The organism is Rhizobium binxianense, assembly GCF_028994275.1.
GTDB lineage: Bacteria > Pseudomonadota > Alphaproteobacteria > Rhizobiales > Rhizobiaceae > Rhizobium > Rhizobium binxianense.
This window is the reverse complement of record NZ_CP118713.1, coordinates 2,987,431-3,006,447: the sequence shown is the minus strand read 5'-3', so window position 1 is coordinate 3,006,447 and position 19,017 is coordinate 2,987,431. Positions and strand designations below refer to the sequence as shown.

Annotated in this window: 17 protein-coding genes; 9 read left to right on the top strand and 8 right to left on the bottom strand. The window is 62.0% G+C overall.

Translation table 11 applies throughout. From position 1 onward, the window contains the following. Positions 1-7: 7 nt before the first annotated feature. Entirely contained in the window at positions 8-1,336 is a 1,329-nt protein-coding gene (locus PO860_RS14935) for a phosphatase PAP2/dual specificity phosphatase family protein (RefSeq protein ID WP_273881208.1), read from the top strand. Beyond that, positions 1,333-1,773 (top strand): hypothetical protein, encoded by a 441-nt coding sequence (locus tag PO860_RS14930; RefSeq protein WP_273881207.1) that lies wholly within the window; start codon positions 1,333-1,335, stop codon positions 1,771-1,773. The genes PO860_RS14935 and PO860_RS14930 overlap by 4 nt, the downstream gene beginning before the upstream one ends. Before the next feature lie 45 nt (positions 1,774-1,818). Here PO860_RS14930 and PO860_RS14925 read toward each other — a convergent pair whose 3' ends face one another. From PO860_RS14925 to puuD, 3 genes are all read right to left on the bottom strand, one after another. Then, entirely contained in the window at positions 1,819-2,961 is a 1,143-nt protein-coding gene (locus PO860_RS14925; RefSeq protein ID WP_273884347.1) for an alpha-hydroxy acid oxidase, read from the bottom strand. A gap of 389 nt (positions 2,962-3,350) precedes the next feature. Further along, the gene (gene guaD / locus PO860_RS14920) at positions 3,351-4,658 is read right to left on the bottom strand and encodes a guanine deaminase (RefSeq protein ID WP_273884346.1); all 1,308 of its coding nucleotides are present in this window, start codon (positions 4,656-4,658) and stop codon (positions 3,351-3,353) included. Then, positions 4,655-5,893 carry a urate hydroxylase PuuD gene (puuD, locus tag PO860_RS14915; RefSeq protein ID WP_273884345.1) on the bottom strand — a complete coding sequence of 413 codons (1,239 nt, stop codon included), beginning with the start codon at positions 5,891-5,893 and terminating at the stop codon, positions 4,655-4,657. Before puuD ends, guaD begins: the two co-directional genes overlap by 4 nt. A gap of 126 nt (positions 5,894-6,019) precedes the next feature. On the opposite strand from puuD, the gene PO860_RS14910 reads away from it, so the two are divergent. Both PO860_RS14910 and PO860_RS14905 read left to right on the top strand, forming a co-directional pair. Then, positions 6,020-6,706 (top strand): Type 1 glutamine amidotransferase-like domain-containing protein, encoded by a 687-nt coding sequence (locus tag PO860_RS14910; RefSeq protein WP_273884344.1) that lies wholly within the window; start codon positions 6,020-6,022, stop codon positions 6,704-6,706. Between the two features lie 163 nt (positions 6,707-6,869). Next, positions 6,870-7,202, top strand: a complete 333-nt coding sequence (locus PO860_RS14905; RefSeq protein ID WP_003565666.1) for a hypothetical protein — start codon at positions 6,870-6,872, stop codon at positions 7,200-7,202. Positions 7,203-7,376: 174 nt separating this feature from the next. Here PO860_RS14905 and PO860_RS14900 read toward each other — a convergent pair whose 3' ends face one another. Then, complete coding sequence (locus PO860_RS14900; RefSeq protein WP_275037881.1) at positions 7,377-8,273, bottom strand: LysR substrate-binding domain-containing protein; 897 nt, start codon at positions 8,271-8,273, stop codon at positions 7,377-7,379. Between the two features lie 101 nt (positions 8,274-8,374). On the opposite strand from PO860_RS14900, the gene PO860_RS14895 reads away from it, so the two are divergent. Continuing rightward, positions 8,375-8,566 (top strand): hypothetical protein, encoded by a 192-nt coding sequence (locus tag PO860_RS14895; RefSeq protein ID WP_272781902.1) that lies wholly within the window; start codon positions 8,375-8,377, stop codon positions 8,564-8,566. Here PO860_RS14895 and xdhC read toward each other — a convergent pair. The 4 genes from xdhC to PO860_RS14875 form a co-directional block, all read right to left on the bottom strand. Further along, the gene (xdhC, locus tag PO860_RS14890) at positions 8,542-9,357 is read right to left on the bottom strand and encodes a xanthine dehydrogenase accessory protein XdhC (RefSeq protein ID WP_273884343.1); all 816 of its coding nucleotides are present in this window, start codon (positions 9,355-9,357) and stop codon (positions 8,542-8,544) included. The genes PO860_RS14895 and xdhC overlap by 25 nt on opposite strands. Positions 9,358-9,419: 62 nt before the next feature. Further along, entirely contained in the window at positions 9,420-11,759 is a 2,340-nt protein-coding gene (gene xdhB / locus PO860_RS14885; RefSeq protein ID WP_183607955.1) for a xanthine dehydrogenase molybdopterin binding subunit, read from the bottom strand. A gap of 265 nt (positions 11,760-12,024) precedes the next feature. Further along, the gene (xdhA, locus tag PO860_RS14880; protein WP_273884342.1) at positions 12,025-13,491 is read right to left on the bottom strand and encodes a xanthine dehydrogenase small subunit; all 1,467 of its coding nucleotides are present in this window, start codon (positions 13,489-13,491) and stop codon (positions 12,025-12,027) included. Between the two features lie 28 nt (positions 13,492-13,519). Next, positions 13,520-14,296: a 3-hydroxybutyrate dehydrogenase gene (locus PO860_RS14875; protein ID WP_183607957.1), complete on the bottom strand. Its 777-nt coding sequence runs from the start codon at positions 14,294-14,296 to the stop codon at positions 13,520-13,522. Between the two features lie 255 nt (positions 14,297-14,551). Here PO860_RS14875 and glpK point away from each other — a divergent pair, with 255 nt between their 5' ends. The 4 genes from glpK (at position 14,552) to PO860_RS14855 (ending at position 18,968) form a co-directional block, all read left to right on the top strand. Continuing rightward, positions 14,552-16,045: a glycerol kinase GlpK gene (gene glpK / locus PO860_RS14870; protein ID WP_183607958.1), complete on the top strand. Its 1,494-nt coding sequence runs from the start codon at positions 14,552-14,554 to the stop codon at positions 16,043-16,045. A 10-nt stretch (positions 16,046-16,055) separates the two neighbouring features. Continuing rightward, entirely contained in the window at positions 16,056-16,991 is a 936-nt protein-coding gene (locus PO860_RS14865; protein ID WP_273884341.1) for a S66 peptidase family protein, read from the top strand. Between the two features lie 346 nt (positions 16,992-17,337). After that, a complete protein-coding gene (locus PO860_RS14860) occupies positions 17,338-17,712 on the top strand; it encodes a YciI family protein (protein ID WP_183607960.1) in 375 nt (124 codons plus the stop codon). Further along, entirely contained in the window at positions 17,709-18,968 is a 1,260-nt protein-coding gene (locus PO860_RS14855; protein ID WP_273884340.1) for an RNA polymerase sigma factor, read from the top strand. The genes PO860_RS14860 and PO860_RS14855 overlap by 4 nt, the downstream gene beginning before the upstream one ends. Positions 18,969-19,017 lie beyond the last annotated feature (49 nt).

Genomic DNA, 19,017 nt, shown 5'->3' with positions numbered 1-19,017 from the left:
GCAAAGCGTGGAGAAGGCACGTTCAACTTTTTCCTGGACAGCGCCGGTCCCGAAGCGGGCGGCGCTCTGGCTCGCCTTCCTGGCGCCGCTCTTCTATCTGAGCTATGGCGGCGCCAATTGGCTGGCATCGCAACGCGCTCATGTGCCGAACGTCGCCTTCGCATGGGAAAGCGCCATTCCGTTCCTCGGATGGACGATCATTCCATATTGGTCGATCAATCTGTTCTATGCACTCTGCCTGTTCATCAACACGACGCCGCGCGATGTGGATCGGCTGGCGAGACGTTATCTGACGATCCAGATCGTCGCCGTCGCCTGCTTTATCGCGTTTCCGCTCGAGGCGACCTTCGTGCGGCCGGCAACGAGCGGCTTGCCGGGTTTCATGTTCGCCGTCCTCGGCGGCTTCGATAAGCCGTTCAACCAGGCGCCGTCGCTGCATATCGCGCTCCTGGTGGTGATCTGGGATCATCTGCGCGGGCGGTTGCCGCGCAAGGCACGACTTCTCTGGCACGTCTGGTGCTTCCTGATCGGTGCCTCCGTGCTGACCACGTGGCAGCATCAGGTCATCGACATACCCACCGGCATGCTGCTCGGTCTGTTTGCCGCCTGGCTTTTTCCGCGCGATGCCGGTTCGCCGCTGGCGAATTTGACGATGAGCGGCGATCCAAAGTCGCGCCGTCTCGGCTTCTATTATCTGTGCGGTGCCATCGCATTTCTCGGCCTTGCAGCGCTCTGCACGCCTTTATCGGCAGCAGCGCTTCTGTTGCTCTGGCCGGCTGTTGCGCTGGCGATCGTCGCAGTCGGATATTTCGGCGCCGGCCCGCAAATATTCCAGAAACGCGTCGATGGCCGGGCCACGCTTGCCAGCCGCTGGCTGCTCGCACCCTACCGGCTCGGCGCTCTCATCAACATTCGGCTCTGGACCCGGAGAATGCCGGCATCGGTGGTGATCACCGACGGCGTCCATCTCGGTCGTTTTCCGCGTCGCAACGAGGCCGACCGCTTTACCACGGTGATCGATATGACCGGCGAACTTCAGCGCCCGGGCGCGACGCGCGCGCGCTGGTGCAGCTTTCCCGCCCTTGATCTGACAGCCCTCGACAAGATCCAGACGCTTGCCGCGGCAAACCTCATCGAGACCGAGCGCCAGCACGGACCGGTCCTCGTCTGCTGTGCGCTCGGTTTCCAGCGGAGCGCCTGCGTCATCGTGCGTTGGCTGCTCATCACCAGGCGTTGCGAAGATCCAGCCGAAGCCGTGCGGCGGATCGAACGGGCAGGGCGGCGTGTTCATCTGCCCGTGGAAAGTATCCATGCCGTGACGGAGGGCTTGCAATGACGCAGTGGAATGCCACGGCGTCGGCGGCTGCGCGAAATCTCGGCCGCAATTCGATCTGCTGTGGCCTGGCAGCGCTGCTGCCACTGATTGCCGGCCCGATCGCCGTGGGATATCGCGGCTTCGTTCCATCGCTCGGCTGGCTCTTGATGCTCGTATTCTGCGTGCTAGTCCTTGCGCTGGCGGTCCATCTCCTCTTCGATGCGCTGCTGTTTCGCCTTGCGTCGAGCCATGAGACGGAGGCCGCCGGCCTTGCCGCCGTCGACGACCTGTTGTCCCGGATGCAGCTTCGCAAGCCTGGCAGGACGCCGCCCAGCCTGGAGAGGCGGATTGCCGGGTCGCGCCGCATTGTCTGGGGGCAGCGTTTTGCCCTCGCCATCTGTCTGGTGATTTTCGCGATCCTTCTATTCAATGCGAACGACGGCCTGCCGCGATGCTGAATCGCCTGCGGTCGATATAAGCGCTCGCCGTGCGTGTCTGGCAGGTTATTGCCGCCCGTCGATGATCGAAGAATTCACATCGTTGATGTCGCGCTTGCCGCACAGCGCCATGGTGATGTCCATCTCCTTGCGGATGATGCCGAGCGCCAGCGACACGCCTTGCTTGCCCATGGCGCCGAGACCATAGAGGAAAGGACGGCCGATATACGTGCCCTTGGCACCGAGCGCTACCGCCTTCAGCACGTCCTGGCCGGAGCGGATGCCGCCATCGAGATGGACCTCGATATTGTCGCCGACGGCATCGACGATCTTCGGCAGCATGCTGATCGAGGAGGGCGCGCCATCAAGCTGGCGGCCGCCGTGATTGGAGACGATGATCGCGTCCGCGCCGGTATCGACGGCTGCCTTGGCATCTTCCGGATCGAGTATGCCCTTGATGATCAGCGGGCCGCCCCATTGCTCCTTGATCCAGGCGACGTCAGCCCAGGACAGCCGCGGGTCGAATTGCTCGTGCGCGAACGTGGATACGGAGGCGACATTGGTGACATTTTTCGCATGACCGACGATGTTGCCGTAGTATCGGCGCTTCGTCTGCAGCATATCAAGGCACCAGAACGGCCGCATCGCCATCTGCCAGATATGTTTCGCGGTTAATTTCGGTGGGGCTGAGAGGCCGTTGCGCAGGTCCTTGTGGCGCTGGCCGAGGATCTGCAGGTCGGCCGTCAGCACCAGCGCCGAACATTTGGCGGCCTTGGCGCGACGGATGAGGTCGAGGACGAAATCCTTGTCCCTCATCACGTAAAGCTGGAACCAGAAGGGACGCGTCGTTGCTGAGGCGACGTCCTCGATCGAGCAGATGCTCATCGTCGAAAGCGTGAAGGGAACGCCGAATTCTTCCGCCGCGCGCGCCGCCAGCATCTCGCCGTCGGCATGCTGCATACCGGTCATACCGGTCGGCGCGAGCGCCACCGGCATCGACACTTTCTGGCCGATCATCGTCGTTTCCAGCGTGCGGTTGCTCATGTCGACCAGCACGCGCTGGCGCAACTTGATCCGGCTGAAATCGCTTTCGTTCGCGGCATAGGTCGACTCCGTCCAGGAGCCTGAATCCGCATAGTCGAAAAACATCTTCGGAACGCGGCGCCGGGCGAGCTTCTTCAGGTCGGCGATGGTGAGCGGAGTGGCCATGAATGGAACCTTCACATCTGAACGCGGCTATCGGCGTAACATGAAATTCGGAAGGGCGTTATGGGAAACTAGAGCCTTTCCGGGTAGATTGAAGCATTCTGCCGGAGCAGGTTTTCTTCAGGGCAAAGGCGATTGGCGACGGGCATACCCAGGGTACGTCCGAGCCGATCGCCTTTGATCCTGGCGAAAAGATGCCCGGCCCTCCGGGTTGGCTGAAACGGGCCGGCTGATCGACCGGCCGGCTTGGCCGTAGAACTGGGCTACGATGCGCGCCGGCCGGTCGACTATCCGACGCCGTTTGAGCCAACAGAATGCTTCAATCTAATACGGAAAGGCTCTAGCCGCGTCAGACAGCTTACACGGTCCCGCTTTGGGGGCAGCCGATATCGTCAAAGCCCTGCTTTCAAGGCAATACCGGCCACGTAGGTCTCGGCGATCGCCCGGTCGTCGCCCATCGTCTGCAAGAGGAAGAGTTCCTCGGGCAGCGTCTTCACCACTTCCATCTTCAGCGCCATGGCCGGGGTCGCGGTCGCATCGAGGACGACGAGATCGGCTTCGGTGCCGGGTTCCAATGTGCCGATCCGGTCCGTCAGCGACAGCGCCTCGGCATTGCCGCGGGTCATCAGGTAATAGCTTTCCAGCGGGTTCAGCCGTTCGCCGAGCAACTGCTGGATCTTGTAGGCCTCATCCATGGTCTTCAGCATCGAATAGCTGGAGCCGCCGCCGATATCGGTCGCCACGCCAATGCGGACCGGCTTTTCACGTCGTGCCAGCGCCTTCAACGGAAACAGGCCGGAGCCGAGGAAGAGGTTCGAGGTCGGGCAGTGGACGGCAACGGCGCCCGTCTCGCTCATGACATCGGCTTCACGCTCGGACAGGTGGATGGCGTGGCCGAAGAGGCTCTTCGGTCCGAGCAGGCCGTAGCGGGCGTAGATGTCGGTATAGTCGATCGCCTCGGGATAGAGCTCACAGGTGAATTTGATCTCGTCGTGGTTTTCCGAAAGATGCGTCTGGATGTGCAGGTCGGGAAATTCGCGGACGAGAGCTGATGTCGCTTCCATCTGCGCCGGCGTCGAGGTGATGGCGAAGCGCGGGGTGATGGCGACGTGGTTGCGGCCCTTGCCGTGCCAGTCCGCGATCACCTGGCGGGTCTCGTCGTAACCCATCTCCGGCGTGTCGAGCAGGCCCTGCGGGGCGTTGCGGTCCATCATCACCTTGCCGCCGACCATGCGCATATTGCGCTTCATCGCCTCGGCGAAGAAGGCATCGGCCGAGGTCTTGTGCACGGAGCAATAGGCAACTGCCGTCGTCGTGCCGTGGCGGATCAGCTCGTCGTAGAAATGCGTGGCGATCCTTTCAGCATGCGCGCTTTCGACGAACCGGCATTCCTCGGGGAAGGTGTAGCTGTTCAACCATTCGAGCAGGTTGGCGGCATAGGAGGCGATGACCTGCATCTGCGGAAAATGCAGGTGCATGTCGATGAAGCCGGGCATGATCAGATGCGGACGATGGTCGATCTCGGCCGTGCCTTCGGCTGTTTTTGCCTTGACCTCGGCATAAGGGCCGACCGCTGCGATCAGCCCGTCCGTGATCAGCAGGCCGCCATCCTCCTCGTAGAGATAGCTTTGGCTGTCGGTCAGGCTCAGCGGCGCGCGGTGGAAGGACAGCAGGCGGCCGCGCAGGAGTGTTGTCGTCATTGTTTCTTGCCTTCGACTGCGCTTTCGAACCAGGCGACGAGCAGCTTGCGTTCGTCAGGCGTAATATCGGTGATGTTGCCCGGCGGCATGGCATGGCTGCGGCCCGCCTGTATATAGATTTCGCGGGCATGGGCGGCGATTTCCGCGTCATTTTCGAGCATTACGCCCTTCGGCGGGCGGACGATGCCCTCATAGACGGGCTCGGCCGAATGGCACATGGAACAGCGTGTCGAGACCAACTGCTTGACGGCCGGAAAATGCGGATCGCCGGCGAATTGCTGGAAGGCGGGGGCGACGGCTGCCGCATCCGTTTCGCCGGTCAGCAGCTTCGGCACGGTCGAAAGCCACATGATCAGGATGAAAAGGATGACGGTGACGATCCAGGTCCAGGTCGGCCGCCCTTTTCTTGCATGGGTGGTGTTGAACCAGTGGCGGATGGTGACGCCCATCAGGAAGACCAGGGCGGCGATCACCCAGTTGAACGCCGTGCCGAAGGCCAGCGGATAGTGGTTCGACAGCATGAAGAAGATGACGGGCAGCGTCAGGTAGTTGTTGTGCAGCGAACGCTGCTTGGCGACCTGCCCGTATTTCGGATCGGGCGTCCGCCCGGCGATGAGATCGGCAACGACGATCTTCTGGTTCGGGATGATGGTCATGAAGACGTTGGCCGACATGATCGTCGCGGTGAAGGCGCCGAGATGCAGGAAGGCGGCACGGCCGGTGAAAAGCTGCGTATATCCCCAGGCCATGAAGACGAGCACGACATAGAGCACCGCCATCAGCCCCCAGGTGTTGCGCCCAAGCGGAGATTTGCAGAGCAGATCATAGACGATCCAGCCGAAAATGAGCGATGCCAGCGAGATCAGGATCGCCACCGGCGGGCTGATATCGAGCACATGCCGGTCGATGAGGAAGAGATCGGCGCCGCCGTAATAGACGATGCAGAGCATCAGGAAGCCTGATATCCAGGTGAAATAGCTCTCATATTTGAACCAGGTCAGGTGCTCCGGCATTTGCGCGGGCGCCACCAGATATTTCTGGATATGATAGAAGCCGCCGCCATGGACCTGCCATTCCTCGCCATAGGCGCCGGGCGGCAGATGCGGGCGTTTCACCAGCCCGAGATCGAGCGCGATGAAATAGAAGGACGATCCGATCCAGGCGATCGCGGTAATGACATGGAACCAGCGCGCCGCGAAGGCGAGCCATTCCCATGCTATGGCATATTCATACATCGAGTTCCCCTATCTTCCTCCGACTCGTGACATTGCGGAAATTTTGGCGGGGAGGGAAGAGGAGATTGAAAGACTGCACATGCGAACTGATTTCCGCAACGGTGGCGAGGCCGAAGGAGCAATGGAATGATTACCGCGCTCTACAGCGATCAGTTCATCGCCGATAACGCGCCGATGGACCGGCGGCTTGCCGCGCTCATTCTGTCGCGCGGCCACCGCGTCGGCTATATCGCTTCTGGCCCGGAGCCGCAGCGGGAGTTTTTCAACGAGAAACGGCAGTATTATCTCCGCTACGGGCTTTCCCTCGATCTCTTCCTCGATCTCGACGCGCTTTCCGGTGAGGAGGAGATCGGCCGGCTGTTTTCCTGTAGCGCCATTCATCTCACCGGCGGCCACACCGGCGATTTTCTGAGACGGCTGCGCCGAAGCGGCATGCTGGAGAAGCTGCGCGGATGGTCACGTGACGACGGTATTCTCGTCGGAACCAGTGCCGGGGCGATTTTGATGACGCCGACGATCGCCGCAGACGCGCTCTTTTCCGGCGGTTCCCCTGATGCGGTGCGGGATGGCGCGGCTCTCGATCTGGTACCCTTCGAGTTCTTTCCGCATCTGAACGACGATCCCGACTATCTCCCCGCGCTGCTGCGCTACAGCGAGACGACGGCAAATTCCATTCTCGCCTGCCAGGACGGCGAGGGTCTCATCCTCGGCAACGGGCTCGTCGAAATCTTTGGCGCTCCGCTGATGATTTCCGCCGGTTTTGCCGAAGCTGCCGATCGCGGCCGGATCGCCGATCTGCTGTGCCGTGCCTAAAAGCTGCCGAGAAGACTGTGCATTATCCCCGTCTTGTACTCGGTCTGCTATTATAGCGAACCTTGAAACGACGACGACTCGATTACAGTTATGTTTAAGGCCGCCGGAATAAATAAGAAACGTTAGATCATCGGCGGCGCATTCATCAACGGAGAAGATGCCCATGCGCAGCATTCTGACGTGTGTGATGATTGCGTATGCGTCGCTGGCGACGGCTCACGACGCACCTTCCGGATGGAGTTATGACCCCTATTGTTGCAACGGCGACAGTCATAATGGTGATTGCCAAATGATCCCTTCGAAAAGCGTGGCGGTGACGCCGGGCGGATATCGTGTAACCCTGCTGCCGGGCGACCACCGGCTGGTCACGCATGCTCATGTCTTCCTGCTGCCGATGACGAAGGCGATGCAATCCGGCGACAACGACTATCATCTCTGCCTGTTCCCAAACGAAGATACGCCGCGCTGTTTCTATGCGCCGGAAATGGGATATTGACGTTTGGCCACAGTATCGGACCCGGCTGTTGAGCCGGGTCCGGTCATGACGGGAAGCATTTCCGTCTTTCTTCGAATCACGAAAATGCTCTCTCTTTGTTTTCCGCGCAATTCCCGGCAAAAGCGTTTCACGCTTTGCCTGGCAAAACCGCTTCACCCCTTTCCAGGAATTGCTCTAGTTTCCAGCGATCTTCATCTCGTCGAGGATCCAATTGCGGAAGGCCTTGATCTTCGGCACGTTGCGGCGGTTTTCCGGATAGACGAGCCAGTAGGCCTTGCCGTCGCTGCGCGTCAGTTCGAAGGGCTGGTAGAGCCGGCCAAGGGCGATCTCGGCCGCATAGAAGGCCGGATGGAGGATGGCGACGCCGTGGCCGGCGATGGCCGCATCGGCTTCCACAGCCTGGGAGCCGAGCTGGTTGCGCGGGCGGCGATCGAGATCCGTCTCGGTGACGCCGGCTGCCTCGAACCATTGTTTCCACCAGATGTCGCCGGCGTCGAAGAGATCGAAGTTCAGGAGATCGCGCGGCTCCTTGATGCCGCCTGCCGATTCCGCCAGCTTCGGGCTCAGCATTGGGGTGAACTCCAGGCCCATCAGCCGGTGCAGCACCAGCCCCGGCCAGTTGCCGTCGCCCCAGCGGATGCCGACATCGATCTGCTCGCGGGTAAAATCGATGATGTCGGAGCTCGCCTGAAAGCGCACCGCGATCGCCGGATGCTTCAAGTGGAAAGAGCCGAGGCGCGGCGCCAGCCATTTCGAGGCGAAGGTATGGGTCGAACTGATGGCGAGCGTGCCTTCGACGCTGTCGCGCGCCGTCGCCATCGCGTCGTGCAGCATGTCAAAGGCTTCGGTCACCTTCGGCGCCAGCCGCTCGCCGGTCTCCGTCAGGGCGATCTGACGGGGACGGCGCAGGAAGAGCGGCTCGCCGACATTCTCCTCCAAGAGCTTGATCTGGTAGCTGACGGCCGTCTGCGTCATGCCGAGTTCGTCGCCCGCCTTGGTGAAACTTCCCAGCCGGGCAGCGGCCTCGAAGACGCGCAGCGCATTCAGCGGGAATTGTTTGGAGAGTTTCATGGATAAGTTCTCTTGATGTAGGCAGACGGTCGTTCGATTGGAATTGCAGCATTTTTGGCTGCAAACTGCAACTCATACCATCAAACCATTGAGGTGATGTCATGGATTGCTATTTTATCGAACAGAGCCCGCCGCAGCCGACCATCGGAATTTTCAGGCGCATCGGCGGTCGGCTGGCGCGGAGCTGGCGCATGCCCAGCCTCGATCTCGACACGGTGCCGGATCGCGTCAAGCGCGATCTCGGTTTCCTCGACGGGCGCGATCCCTATTACGAGGACGAGCGCATGCGGTAGGCAGCGAGCGCCGTCAGGATCTCGGCGGCAGTCATGGCGGCGATCACCTCAGGGCGCTTGTCCCTGACTTCAGAGCCGCCGATCGGCAGCGTCAGCCGCTCCAACCAGCCGCGCTCTCCGCTGCCCTCGCGGGAAAGCCAGCTTGCGAAAGTGGCGCGTTTGGTCGCCGAGCCGATCATGCCGGTATAGGCGAGGTCGGTCCGCTCCAGCGCCTCGCGGGCAATGAGGAAGTCCAGCGCATGGTCGTGTGTCAGGATGATCACCGCGCCGCCGGCCGCAATATCCTTCACCAGTGCTTCCGGCATCGGCACGAGCCGCGTCTTGGTTTCATCCGGCAGATTGGCGAGTTCTTCCTGCCGCGTCTCGACGACCGTCACCGACAGCGGCAGCGGCGCCAAGGCCGCGGCCAGCGCCCGGCCGACATGACCGGCGCCGAAGAGATAGACCTGCGGCAGACACTCGATCTCACTGGTTCGCCTGGCTTCGATTTCTTCGGCGACCGCCTGTGTCATCCGGCGAAACCGCAATTGCGTGCGCCCGCCGCAGCACTGGCCGATGTCGGGGCCGAGTGGGATATCCATCTCCGCCATTCCGCCGGTTCCCGCCAGCATCTCCCGCGCATTGCCGATCGCCATGAACTCGAACTGGCCGCCGCCGATCGTGCCCCATAAGGCGGTTGGCGATACCAGCATGAAGGTGCCGGCCTCACGCGGGGTGGAGCCTTGCGTGCTGGTGATGTCGATGAGGATGCTGTCCGGGTGGGCGGCGATGAAGCTGGAGAGGTCGGTCATGGGTGGAGGGCCGATGGGTTGGCCGCCGAGGCCAACAAACGAGCCGGACGCGTTTCCATCTGCTACACCCGCTTCATCCGCTCGACCGCCATCAGCACCCGTTCCGGCGTCGCCGGCGCGTCCAGCCTCGGGCAGACCTTGTAGTCGGCGACACTTGCCACCGCCATCGACAGGGCCTCCAGCACTGAGATCGCCAGCATGAAGGGTGGTTCGCCGACGGCCTTGGAGCGGCCGATGGTGGCCTCGGTGTTCTCCGACCACTCGGCGAGGCGCACGTTGAAGATTTTCGGGCGGTCGGAGGCGAGCGGAATCTTGTAGGTCGAGGGCGCATGGGTGCGCAGCCGGCCCTTGGCATCCCACCAGAGCTCTTCGGTCGTCAGCCAGCCCATGCCCTGCACGAAGGCGCCCTCGACCTGGCCGAGGTCGATCGCCGGGTTCAGCGAGCGGCCGACATCGTGGAGGATGTCGGTGCGGTCGATCAGATATTCGCCGGTCAGCGTGTCGATCGACACTTCGGTGCAGGCGGCGCCGTAGGCGAAATAGTAGAAGGGCGTGCCGCGGCCGGCCTTGCGGTCCCAGTGGATCTTCGGCGTCTTGTAGAAGCCGGCGGCGGAAAGCTGGACGCGGGCGAAATAGGCCTGCTTGATGAAATCGGGGAAGGGGATCTCGATTTCGCCGACACGCACCCGGTTCGGCAGGAAGACGACGTCGGCGGGGCCAACGTCCCATTTTTCGGCGGCGAAGGCCACCAGCCGTTCCTTGATCTGGCGGGCGGCGTCGAAGGCTGCCATGCCGTTCAGGTCGGAACCGGAGGAAGCGGCGGTGGCCGAGGTGTTCGGCACCTTGGCCGTCGTCGTCGCGGTGATCTTCACCCGGTCGATATCGACCTGGAAGCTGTCGGCCAGCACCTGCGCCACCTTGGTGTAGAGGCCCTGGCCCATTTCGGTGCCGCCATGGTTCAGGTGGATCGAGCCGTCCTGGTAGATGTGGACGAGGGCGCCGGCCTGGTTGAAGGCGGTCATCGTGAAGGAGATGCCGAATTTGACCGGCGTCAGCGCGATGCCCTTTCTGATATAGCGGCTGTCGCGGTTGAAGGCGATGATGGCATTGCGCCGCGCCCGGTATTCGGCGGTTTCCTCGAGCTCCTCGACGACACGGGCGATGATATTGTCCTCGACCTCTTGGTGGTAAGGCGTGAGCGTGCGCCCGGAGCCCGGCTGGCCGTAGAAATTCAGCTTGCGGACATCGAGCGGATCCTTGCCGAGGGCATAGGCGATCTCCTCGATGAATCGCTCGGCGCCGAGCATGCCCTGCGGGCCGCCGAAACCGCGGAAGGCGGTGTTGGAAACGGTGTGGGTTTTCAGTGGCTTTGAGACCAGGTGCACATGCGGGTAGAAATAGCTGGAATCGGCATGGAAGAGGGCTCTGTCGGTTACTGGTCCCGACAGGTCGGAGGAGAAGCCGCAGCGCGCCGCATAGGTGGCGTCGACCGCGTGGATGCGGCCATCGGCATCGAAGCCCACCTCGTAATCGACGAGGAAATCGTGGCGCTTGCCGGTGGCGCTCATGTCCTCGTCGCGGTCCGGGCGGAATTTGATGGCGCGGCCGAGCTTCTTGGCGGCGATGGCGGCGAGGGCTGCGAACTGGTTGCCCTGCGTCTCCTTGCCGCCGAAGCCGCCGCCCATGCGGCGGACATTGACGGTCACGGCATTGGAAGGGATATCGAGCACATGGCCGACGATATGCTGGATCTCGCTCGGATGCTGCGTCGAGGACCAGACGGTCACCTCGTCGTCCTCGCCGGGGATCGCCGCGGCGATATGACCTTCGAGGTAGAAATGCTCCTGGCCGCCGATGCGCATCTGACCTTTCAGACGCATGGCGGCATTCGTCATTTCCGTTTCCGGCTCGCCGCGCCGGAGCGTCATTGGGGTGATGACTAGCGGGCTGCCATTGGCCAGTGCCCCGTCGATATCGCTCCAGTGCGGCAGGTCGCGATAGTCGATCTTTGCCAGCCGCGCGGCGCGGCGGGCGGCATCCCGCGTCTCGGCGATGACGGCAAAGATCGGCTGGCCGTGGAACTGAACCAAAGTCTCGGCCAGCAGCGGCTCGTCATGGCTGCCGTTGGAACTGACATCGTTGACGCCGGGCACGTCCTTGCCGGTGAAGACCCAGACGACGCCGGGATAGGCGGCGACTTCGGACAGGTCGATGCCGGTGATTTCGGCATGCGCCCGGTCGGAGAGGCCGAGGGCGCCGTGCAGAAGGCCGGCGGGTTCGGGGATGTCGTCGATATAATCGGCGGTTCCGGTGACGTGCTTATGCGCTGAATCATGGCGCAGCGAGCCGTGCATGGGGCCTGATATGATGGCCTTGCGGTCTTCAAAGGTGGACTTGTCCATTAGCGGTGTCCTTCGAGTATGACGAAGGGGAGTGTCGTTGCCTCATACTCCCTCATTCCTGTGCTCGTCACAGGAATCCAGCCACCGCGCGTCGGCGCGGGGAATGACTCATATGACGGCAAAGTAAGGTCTCCCGCGCCCAAGGACTTGGGCGCTCTGGATTCCTGTGACAAGCACAGGAATGAGGGAGGGGAGGCGACCGCGACCGTTCCCATCGAAGCCTGCGACCAGGTCTTGGAGATCAGGCTGAAGATCGATTTTTCCATCACGCCACCTCCTCGAACCGCTTCAGTTCGGCCGGCGCGCCGACGGTCTCTAGATAGAACCGCGTCAACAGGTTCTTTGCCGTCAGTTGCCGGTATTCGGCCGTAGCGCGCCAGTCGGTGAGCGGCTGGTAGTCGGCGTCGAAGGCGGGGCGGGCGGCCTCGATCGTCGCTTCCGTCCAGGGTTTGCCGATCAGTTCGGCCTCCACCGTGCGGGCGCGTTTCGGTGTTGCCGCCATGCCGCCGAAGGCGATGCGGATCTCGGTGATCACCTCGGCGTCGTCGAGCGTCAGCAGGAAGGCGCCGAGCACGGCGGTGATGTCCTCGTCGCGGCGCTTGGTGATCTTGTAGGCGGCAAAGTGGCTGGTTGCCTTGGGATAGGGCACGAAGACGCTTTCGACGAATTCGCCGGGTTTCCGGTCTTGTTGGCCATAGGCGATGAAGAAATCCTCGAGCGGCATTCTGCGCTGGCCTTGCAGGGACCGCAGCGTCAGCGTCGCGCCGAGCGCGATCAGCGGCGGCGGACTGTCGCCGATCGGCGAGCCGTTGGCGATATTACCGCCGATCGTGCCCATGTTGCGCACCTGTTCGCCGCCGATGCGATCGATCAGCCGCCCGAGCGCCGGGATTTTCCTGGAAAGCGCCTCGAAGGCTCTGGTGTAGCTGACACCGGCGCCGAGGGTAACGCCGTCATCGCCTTCCGTGACCGATTGCAGTTCGCTCAAGTGATTGATGAAGACGACCGGGCTCAGCTTGCGCATCTGCTTTGTCACCCAGAGGCCGACATCGGTCGAGCCGGCGACCACAATGGCGCCGGGCTCCTGCGCGAGGATTTCGGCGAGCGCCTGGAGCGAAGCCGGCACGATCAGCCGGTCTTCGCCGCTCGCAATCCTGATCGTGCCGCTCGCCTGCATGGCCCAGAGCCGCGCGATGATTTCCGAACGCGTCCGCTCCAGCGGGTCGAAGAGCGCGCTCGGCCGCATCTGGCTCACCTGCTCGGCCGCCTTGACGATCGGCTCGTAGCCCGTGCAGCGACAGAGATTGCCTTGCAGCGCCTTTTCGATTTCCTGACGGTTTGGCTTTTCCTTCGTCAGCCAAAGGCCGTAGAGCGACATGACGAAGCCGGGCGTGCAGAAGCCGCATTGCGAGCCATGGCAATCCACAAGTGCCTGCTGCACCGGATGCAGCGCGCCGTCGCGGCCTGTCAGGTGCTCGACGGTCACCACATGGGTGGCGTGCAGCGAGCCCATGAAACGGATACAGGCATTGACGGATTCGTAGGCGAGCTTGCCATCGGCCAGCCTGCCGACGAGCACGGTGCAGGCGCCGCAATCGCCTTCCGCGCATCCTTCTTTGGTGCCCGTCAGCCGTCGCTTCAACCGCAGAAAATCGAGAAGCGTCTCGGTCGGCCCGACATCGGTGAGCGCGATGTCTTCGCCATTAAGGATGAAGCGGATGCTGTCGTTCATGATAGTCCCGGTTGTTTTTTCCAAATGGTTAAGCCGCCGTCCAGCCACCGTCAATCGAGATGTGGGTTCCGGTCACCTGGCGGGCGGCGTCGCTGGCGAGGTAAAGCGACAGTGCGCCGATCTCCTCGGCCTTGACGAATTCACGGGTCGGCTGCGCCTTGAGGATGACCTCACTCTTCACCTGTTCCTCGGTCATGCCGCGCGCCTTGGCGGTATCCGGGATCTGCTTCTCGACCAGCGGCGTCAGCACATAGCCGGGGCAGATGGCATTCACCGTCACGCCGAACTCGGCAAGCTCAAGGGCTGCCGTCTTCGTCAGGCCCAATATACCATGTTTTGCCGCGACATAGGCGGATTTGAACGGGGAGGCGACGAGCCCGTGGGCCGAGGCGATGTTGATGATGCGGCCATGCTTCTTCGCCTTCATCAGCGGAATGGCGGCGCGCATGGTGTGGAAAGAGCTCGACAGATTGATGGCGATGATCTGGTCCCATTTCTCGATCGGGAAATCCTCGATCTTCTCAACATGCTGGATGCCAGCATTGTTGACCAGGACGTCGACGCTGCCGAAGGTCTCGGCAGCCGTTTCGATCAGGTCGGCGATCTCGGCGGGCTTCGTCATATCGGCCGGATGATAGAGCGCCCGGCCTTTGGACACTGATTCAAGCCGCGCGACGATCGCCTTGATTTCATCGGCATTTCCGAAACCGTTGATGACGACGTTGTCGCCGGTTTCGGCGAAGGCCGTGGCGATCGCAAGGCCGATGCCGCTGGTGGAGCCGGTGACGACGACTGTTCTGCTCATGCTGTTTCTCCCGAGATCGCGATGCTGCGTTGCAACGTTAGGGGCGAGGTTATGCCTAAAGCCCGCGGGCTGGCAATTCCGCTTTATTCGCTTTTCTCGCTTGCATCCGTGTCCTATTGATTTGTCACGACAATCGACATGGAGCATTTCGGTTTTTCTCCGAATCACGGAAATGCTCTATCTCTTTGTTTCACGCAATTCCGGACGCAAACCGCTGCGCACTTTTGCTGGAATTGCTCTAGCGGGAGGGTTTTCATGAGCGGATATGTTCTGGCGATCGATCAGGGAACGACATCGACGCGGGCGATCGTTTTCGATGGCGACATGCATGTCGCCGGCAAGGGCCAGAAGGAATTCACTCAGATCTATCCACGCTCCGGCTGGGTCGAACACGATCCCGAGGAGATCTGGGATTCGGTCGTCTCCACCGTCCATATGGCGTTGCGCGAGGCTGGAATCACGGCCAAGGATATTGCCGCGCTGGGCATCACCAACCAGCGCGAAACGGTGGTCGTCTGGGAGCGCGGGACGGGCCGGCCGATCCAGAACGCCATCGTCTGGCAGGACCGGCGCACGGCAAGCTATTGCGACAATCTGAAACGGCAGGATCTCGAGCGGCTGTTCACGAAGAAGACCGGCCTGATCCTTGATCCCTATTTTTCCGGCACGAAACTTTCCTGGATGCTCGCCAATGTGAAGGGTGCCAGGGCGCGTGCTGCCAAAGGCGATCTGTGCTTCGGCACGATCGACACCTTCCTGATTTGGCGGCTGACCGGCGGCAAGAGTTTCGTCACCGATGCCACCAATGCCTCACGCACGCTGATGTACAATATCGCCGAGAACGCCTGGGACGAGGATCTGCTCGATATACTGCGAGTCCCGGCAGCCATGTTGCCGGAGGTCAAGGACTGCGCCGCCGAATTCGGCATGGTCGATCCCGATATCTTCGGCGCCGCGATCCCGATCCTCGGTGTTGCCGGTGACCAGCAGGCGGCAACCGTCGGCCAGGCGTGTTTTCAGCCAGGCATGCTGAAATCGACCTACGGCACCGGCTGTTTCGCGCTGCTGAACACCGGCGCAGATATGGTGCGTTCGAAAAACCGGCTGCTGACCACGATTGCCTATCGCCTGAACGGCGAGACGACCTATGCGCTTGAAGGGTCGATCTTCATCGCCGGTGCCGCCGTGCAGTGGCTGCGTGACGGGCTCGGCATCATCGGCAAGGCCGGCGATACCAACGCGCTGGCTGAAAAGGCCGACCCGACGCAGGAGGTCTATCTCGTGCCCGCCTTCACCGGCCTCGGCGCACCGCATTGGGATGCCAAGGCGCGTGGCGCGATCTTCGGGCTGACGCGCAACAGCGGCCCGGCGGAGCTTTCCAGGGCGGCGCTTGAAGCCGTCTGCTACCAGACCCGTGATCTGCTCGATGCCATGCAGAAGGACTGGAAGAACGGCGGCGACGACACGGTGCTGCGCGTCGACGGCGGCATGGTCGCCTCCGACTGGACGATGCAGCGGCTTGCCGACCTGCTCGACGCGCCGGTCGACCGTCCGGTCATTCTCGAAACGACGGCACTCGGTGCGGCCTGGCTCGCCGGCAGCCGGGCAGGGGTTTGGCCGGATAGGGACGGTTTCTCGGCCACGTGGAAACGGGATCGGCGGTTCGAGCCCGACATGGACGAGAAGCTGCGGGCGGCAAAGCTCAAGGGCTGGAAGAATGCGGTGAAGCGGACGCTGAGCGAAATCTGAGGGATCTTCCATGCTGACCGAACCGCCGATACTAGTGCCGCCGCGGCTTAAGGCGGGCGACAAAATACGCTTCGTTTCACCCGCCAGTACGCCGGAGAAGGAAGCAGTCCTGGCGCGGGCAAAGGTGCTGGAAAGCTGGGGCTTCCATGTCGATTTTGGATCGCATGCCTTCGACAAATTCGGCTATCTCGCCGGTAGAGACGAGGACCGGCTGGCCGATCTCAACGAAGCGCTGAGAGACCCCGAGGTGCGCGCGATTTTTGCGACGCGCGGCGGCAAGGGCTCCTTTCGCATTTCGGAGCAACTTGATTTCGACGCAGTACGGCGGGATCCAAAACCACTCGTAGGTTTCAGTGATATCACCGCCCTGCATCTGGTGCTTTGGAAGGAATGCCGGCTGGTCGGCGTCCACGGAGCCTTGATGGACGATGCGACTTGGCCATCTGACACTAATAGCGGTGGCGATTGCCTGTTTCGTTTGCTGACGAGCGGGGCGGATTACGTGCTCGATGCCCGCGAGAGCGAACCGACAATTGCGACAACGACGGATGGCCTGGCAAGGGGGCGACTGATCGGCGGGAATCTCAGCATGATCGCGACCTGCGCTGGCTGGTCGCTGCCGAATCTGGCAGGTGCTATCCTGTTGATCGAGGCCGTCAGCATCGGCATCGGGCAGGTAGACCGTGAACTGACCATGCTCCGCAAGGCGGGACATCTTGATGGGGTTGCCGGCTTCGCGATCGGACAGTTTACCGGTTTCGACGATGCCCGCTATCCGGTTCTTGTCGACCTCCTGCGCGATCATCTTGGAAGGTTTGAAGTGCCCATCCTTGGTGGATTGCCGCTCGGTCACGGCGACTGGCCGCTTAGCGTGCCGGTCGGCGCGATGGCGATACTTGATGCGAGGAATAGGCGGCTTATGGTTTCTCAGTCTGCATTACAGTAACGCTTTTCGTGGCATCGTCGGCATTTGAGCTAGGTGTACGGCTTTGATGGGCATTGTACTCATTCGGCGGACGTCATGAGGGCAATTTTGTAGCCTAACCCGCAACCCCGGCTAATTCGGCTGAAAGCAAGGCGGTGAGGGTCGCCCGTCTGTTCTCGTTACTTCTGTTTCAACCACGGCGTTGCCGTGCTCCAGGAGATCACGTTCTCGCCGCCGAGTTGGCGCCCGCTAGCATGGCCAGCTGCGGCGCTCCCATCGAGTTCAGTCACTTTCCGATCAATAATTTTTTGATGCACGCTGTCGGTCGAGGCGGTACTCCTTCGTCATTCGGAAAGAGGAGTGATCGATGCTTTACGCAATCCTTTGTTACGCCCATGAGGAAACCGTCTTCGCCTGGACCAAGGAGGAGGAGGCTGCCGTCATGGAGAAGCTTTATGCCGTGCAGGAACCGCTTGCCCAAGCCGGCAAGCTCGGCCCCGTCGGCCGGCTGATGCCGACGACGGCGGCGACCACGGTGCGCAAGGGCAAGGACGAGGCCCTCGTCATCGACGGTCCCTTCGCGGAAACGAAAGAGGCACTTCTCGGCTTCTATGTGGTTGATTTCGACACGCTCGATGAGGCGGTGGCCTTCTCGAAGCAGCTTTCCTCCGTCAATCCCGGCTCCACCTCTTACGAAATTCGGCCTTTCTACGTCTTCAGGCCCGGAGATGCTTCATCATGACAGACATTGCCTGGATCGACCTCGCGCTTGCCTCGGCCCGCCCGAAGGCGCTCGGCGCGCTGCTGCGCTATTTCCGCAATCTCGATACGGCGGAAGAGGCGTTCCAGGAGGCATGCCTGAGGGCGATCCGGACATGGCCGGAAAAGGGGCCGCCGCGCGATCCCACAGCCTGGCTCATCTTCGTCGGGCGCAACAGCGGCATCGATGCCGTGCGCAAGCGGTCGAAGCTCCAGGCCCTGCCGGATGAAGACGTAATCTCCGATACAGAGGATGCCGAAAGCGATATCGCCGAGCGGCTGGACGATTCCCATTATCGCGACGACATCCTGCGGCTTCTCTTCATCTGCTGTCACCCGGACCTGCCGGCGACCCAGCAGATCGCGCTGGCGCTGCGCATCGTCTCCGGCCTTTCGGTGCCGCAGATCGCCCGTGCCTTCCTGGTGTCCGAAAGCGCCATGGAGCAGCGCATCACCCGGGCCAAGGCGCGTGTGGCCAAGGCGGGCGTGCCTTTCGAAACGCCGAGCCCCGAGGAGAGGGCCGAACGGCTTTCGATCGTCAGTACGATGATCTATCTCATCTTCAACGAGGGCTACAGTCAGGCCGATCCCAGGCATGAGGCGGCCGCCTTCAGTGACGAGGCAATCCGGCTGGCTCGGCTGATGCTGCATATGTTTCCGTCCGAACCGGAGCTGATGGGGCTGCTTGCGCTCATGCTTCTGCAGATTTCGCGCCGGCCGGCGCGCTTCAGCGCCGAGGATGAGATCGTGCTGCTCGAAGATCAGGACCGATCGCTCTGGAGCCAGCCCTTCATCAACGAGGCCCTGGCGCTGCTCGACAAGGCGCTGCGCCATCGTCGGCCCGGTCCCTATCAGTTGCAGGCAGCCATTGCCGCCGTTCATTCCCGGGCAAAACGTGCCGGGGATACCGACTGGGTGGAGATCGACCTGCTCTATCGCGCGCTGGAGCGTCTTCAGCCGTCGCCTGTCATAACGCTCAACCGGGCCGTCGTCGTCTCCAAGCTCCAAGGTGCGCAAGATGCGCTCGACCTCATCGATCCGCTTGGCGAAAAACTCGACGGCTATTTCTATTATCACGGTTTACGGGGCGGTCTGCTGAAACAGCTTGGCTTGACCAGCCAGGCGCGAGAAGCCTTCGACCGCGCCATCGCGCTTGCTCATTCGGCGGCCGAGGCCGCCCATATCCGCCGGCAGATCGACAAGCTGCAGGAAGAGGCGGCACAGCCGGTCGCAAAATAATTCGGTGAGCTGTCGGAACGGCGAACTTCGACACGTCCTCGTAACAGCC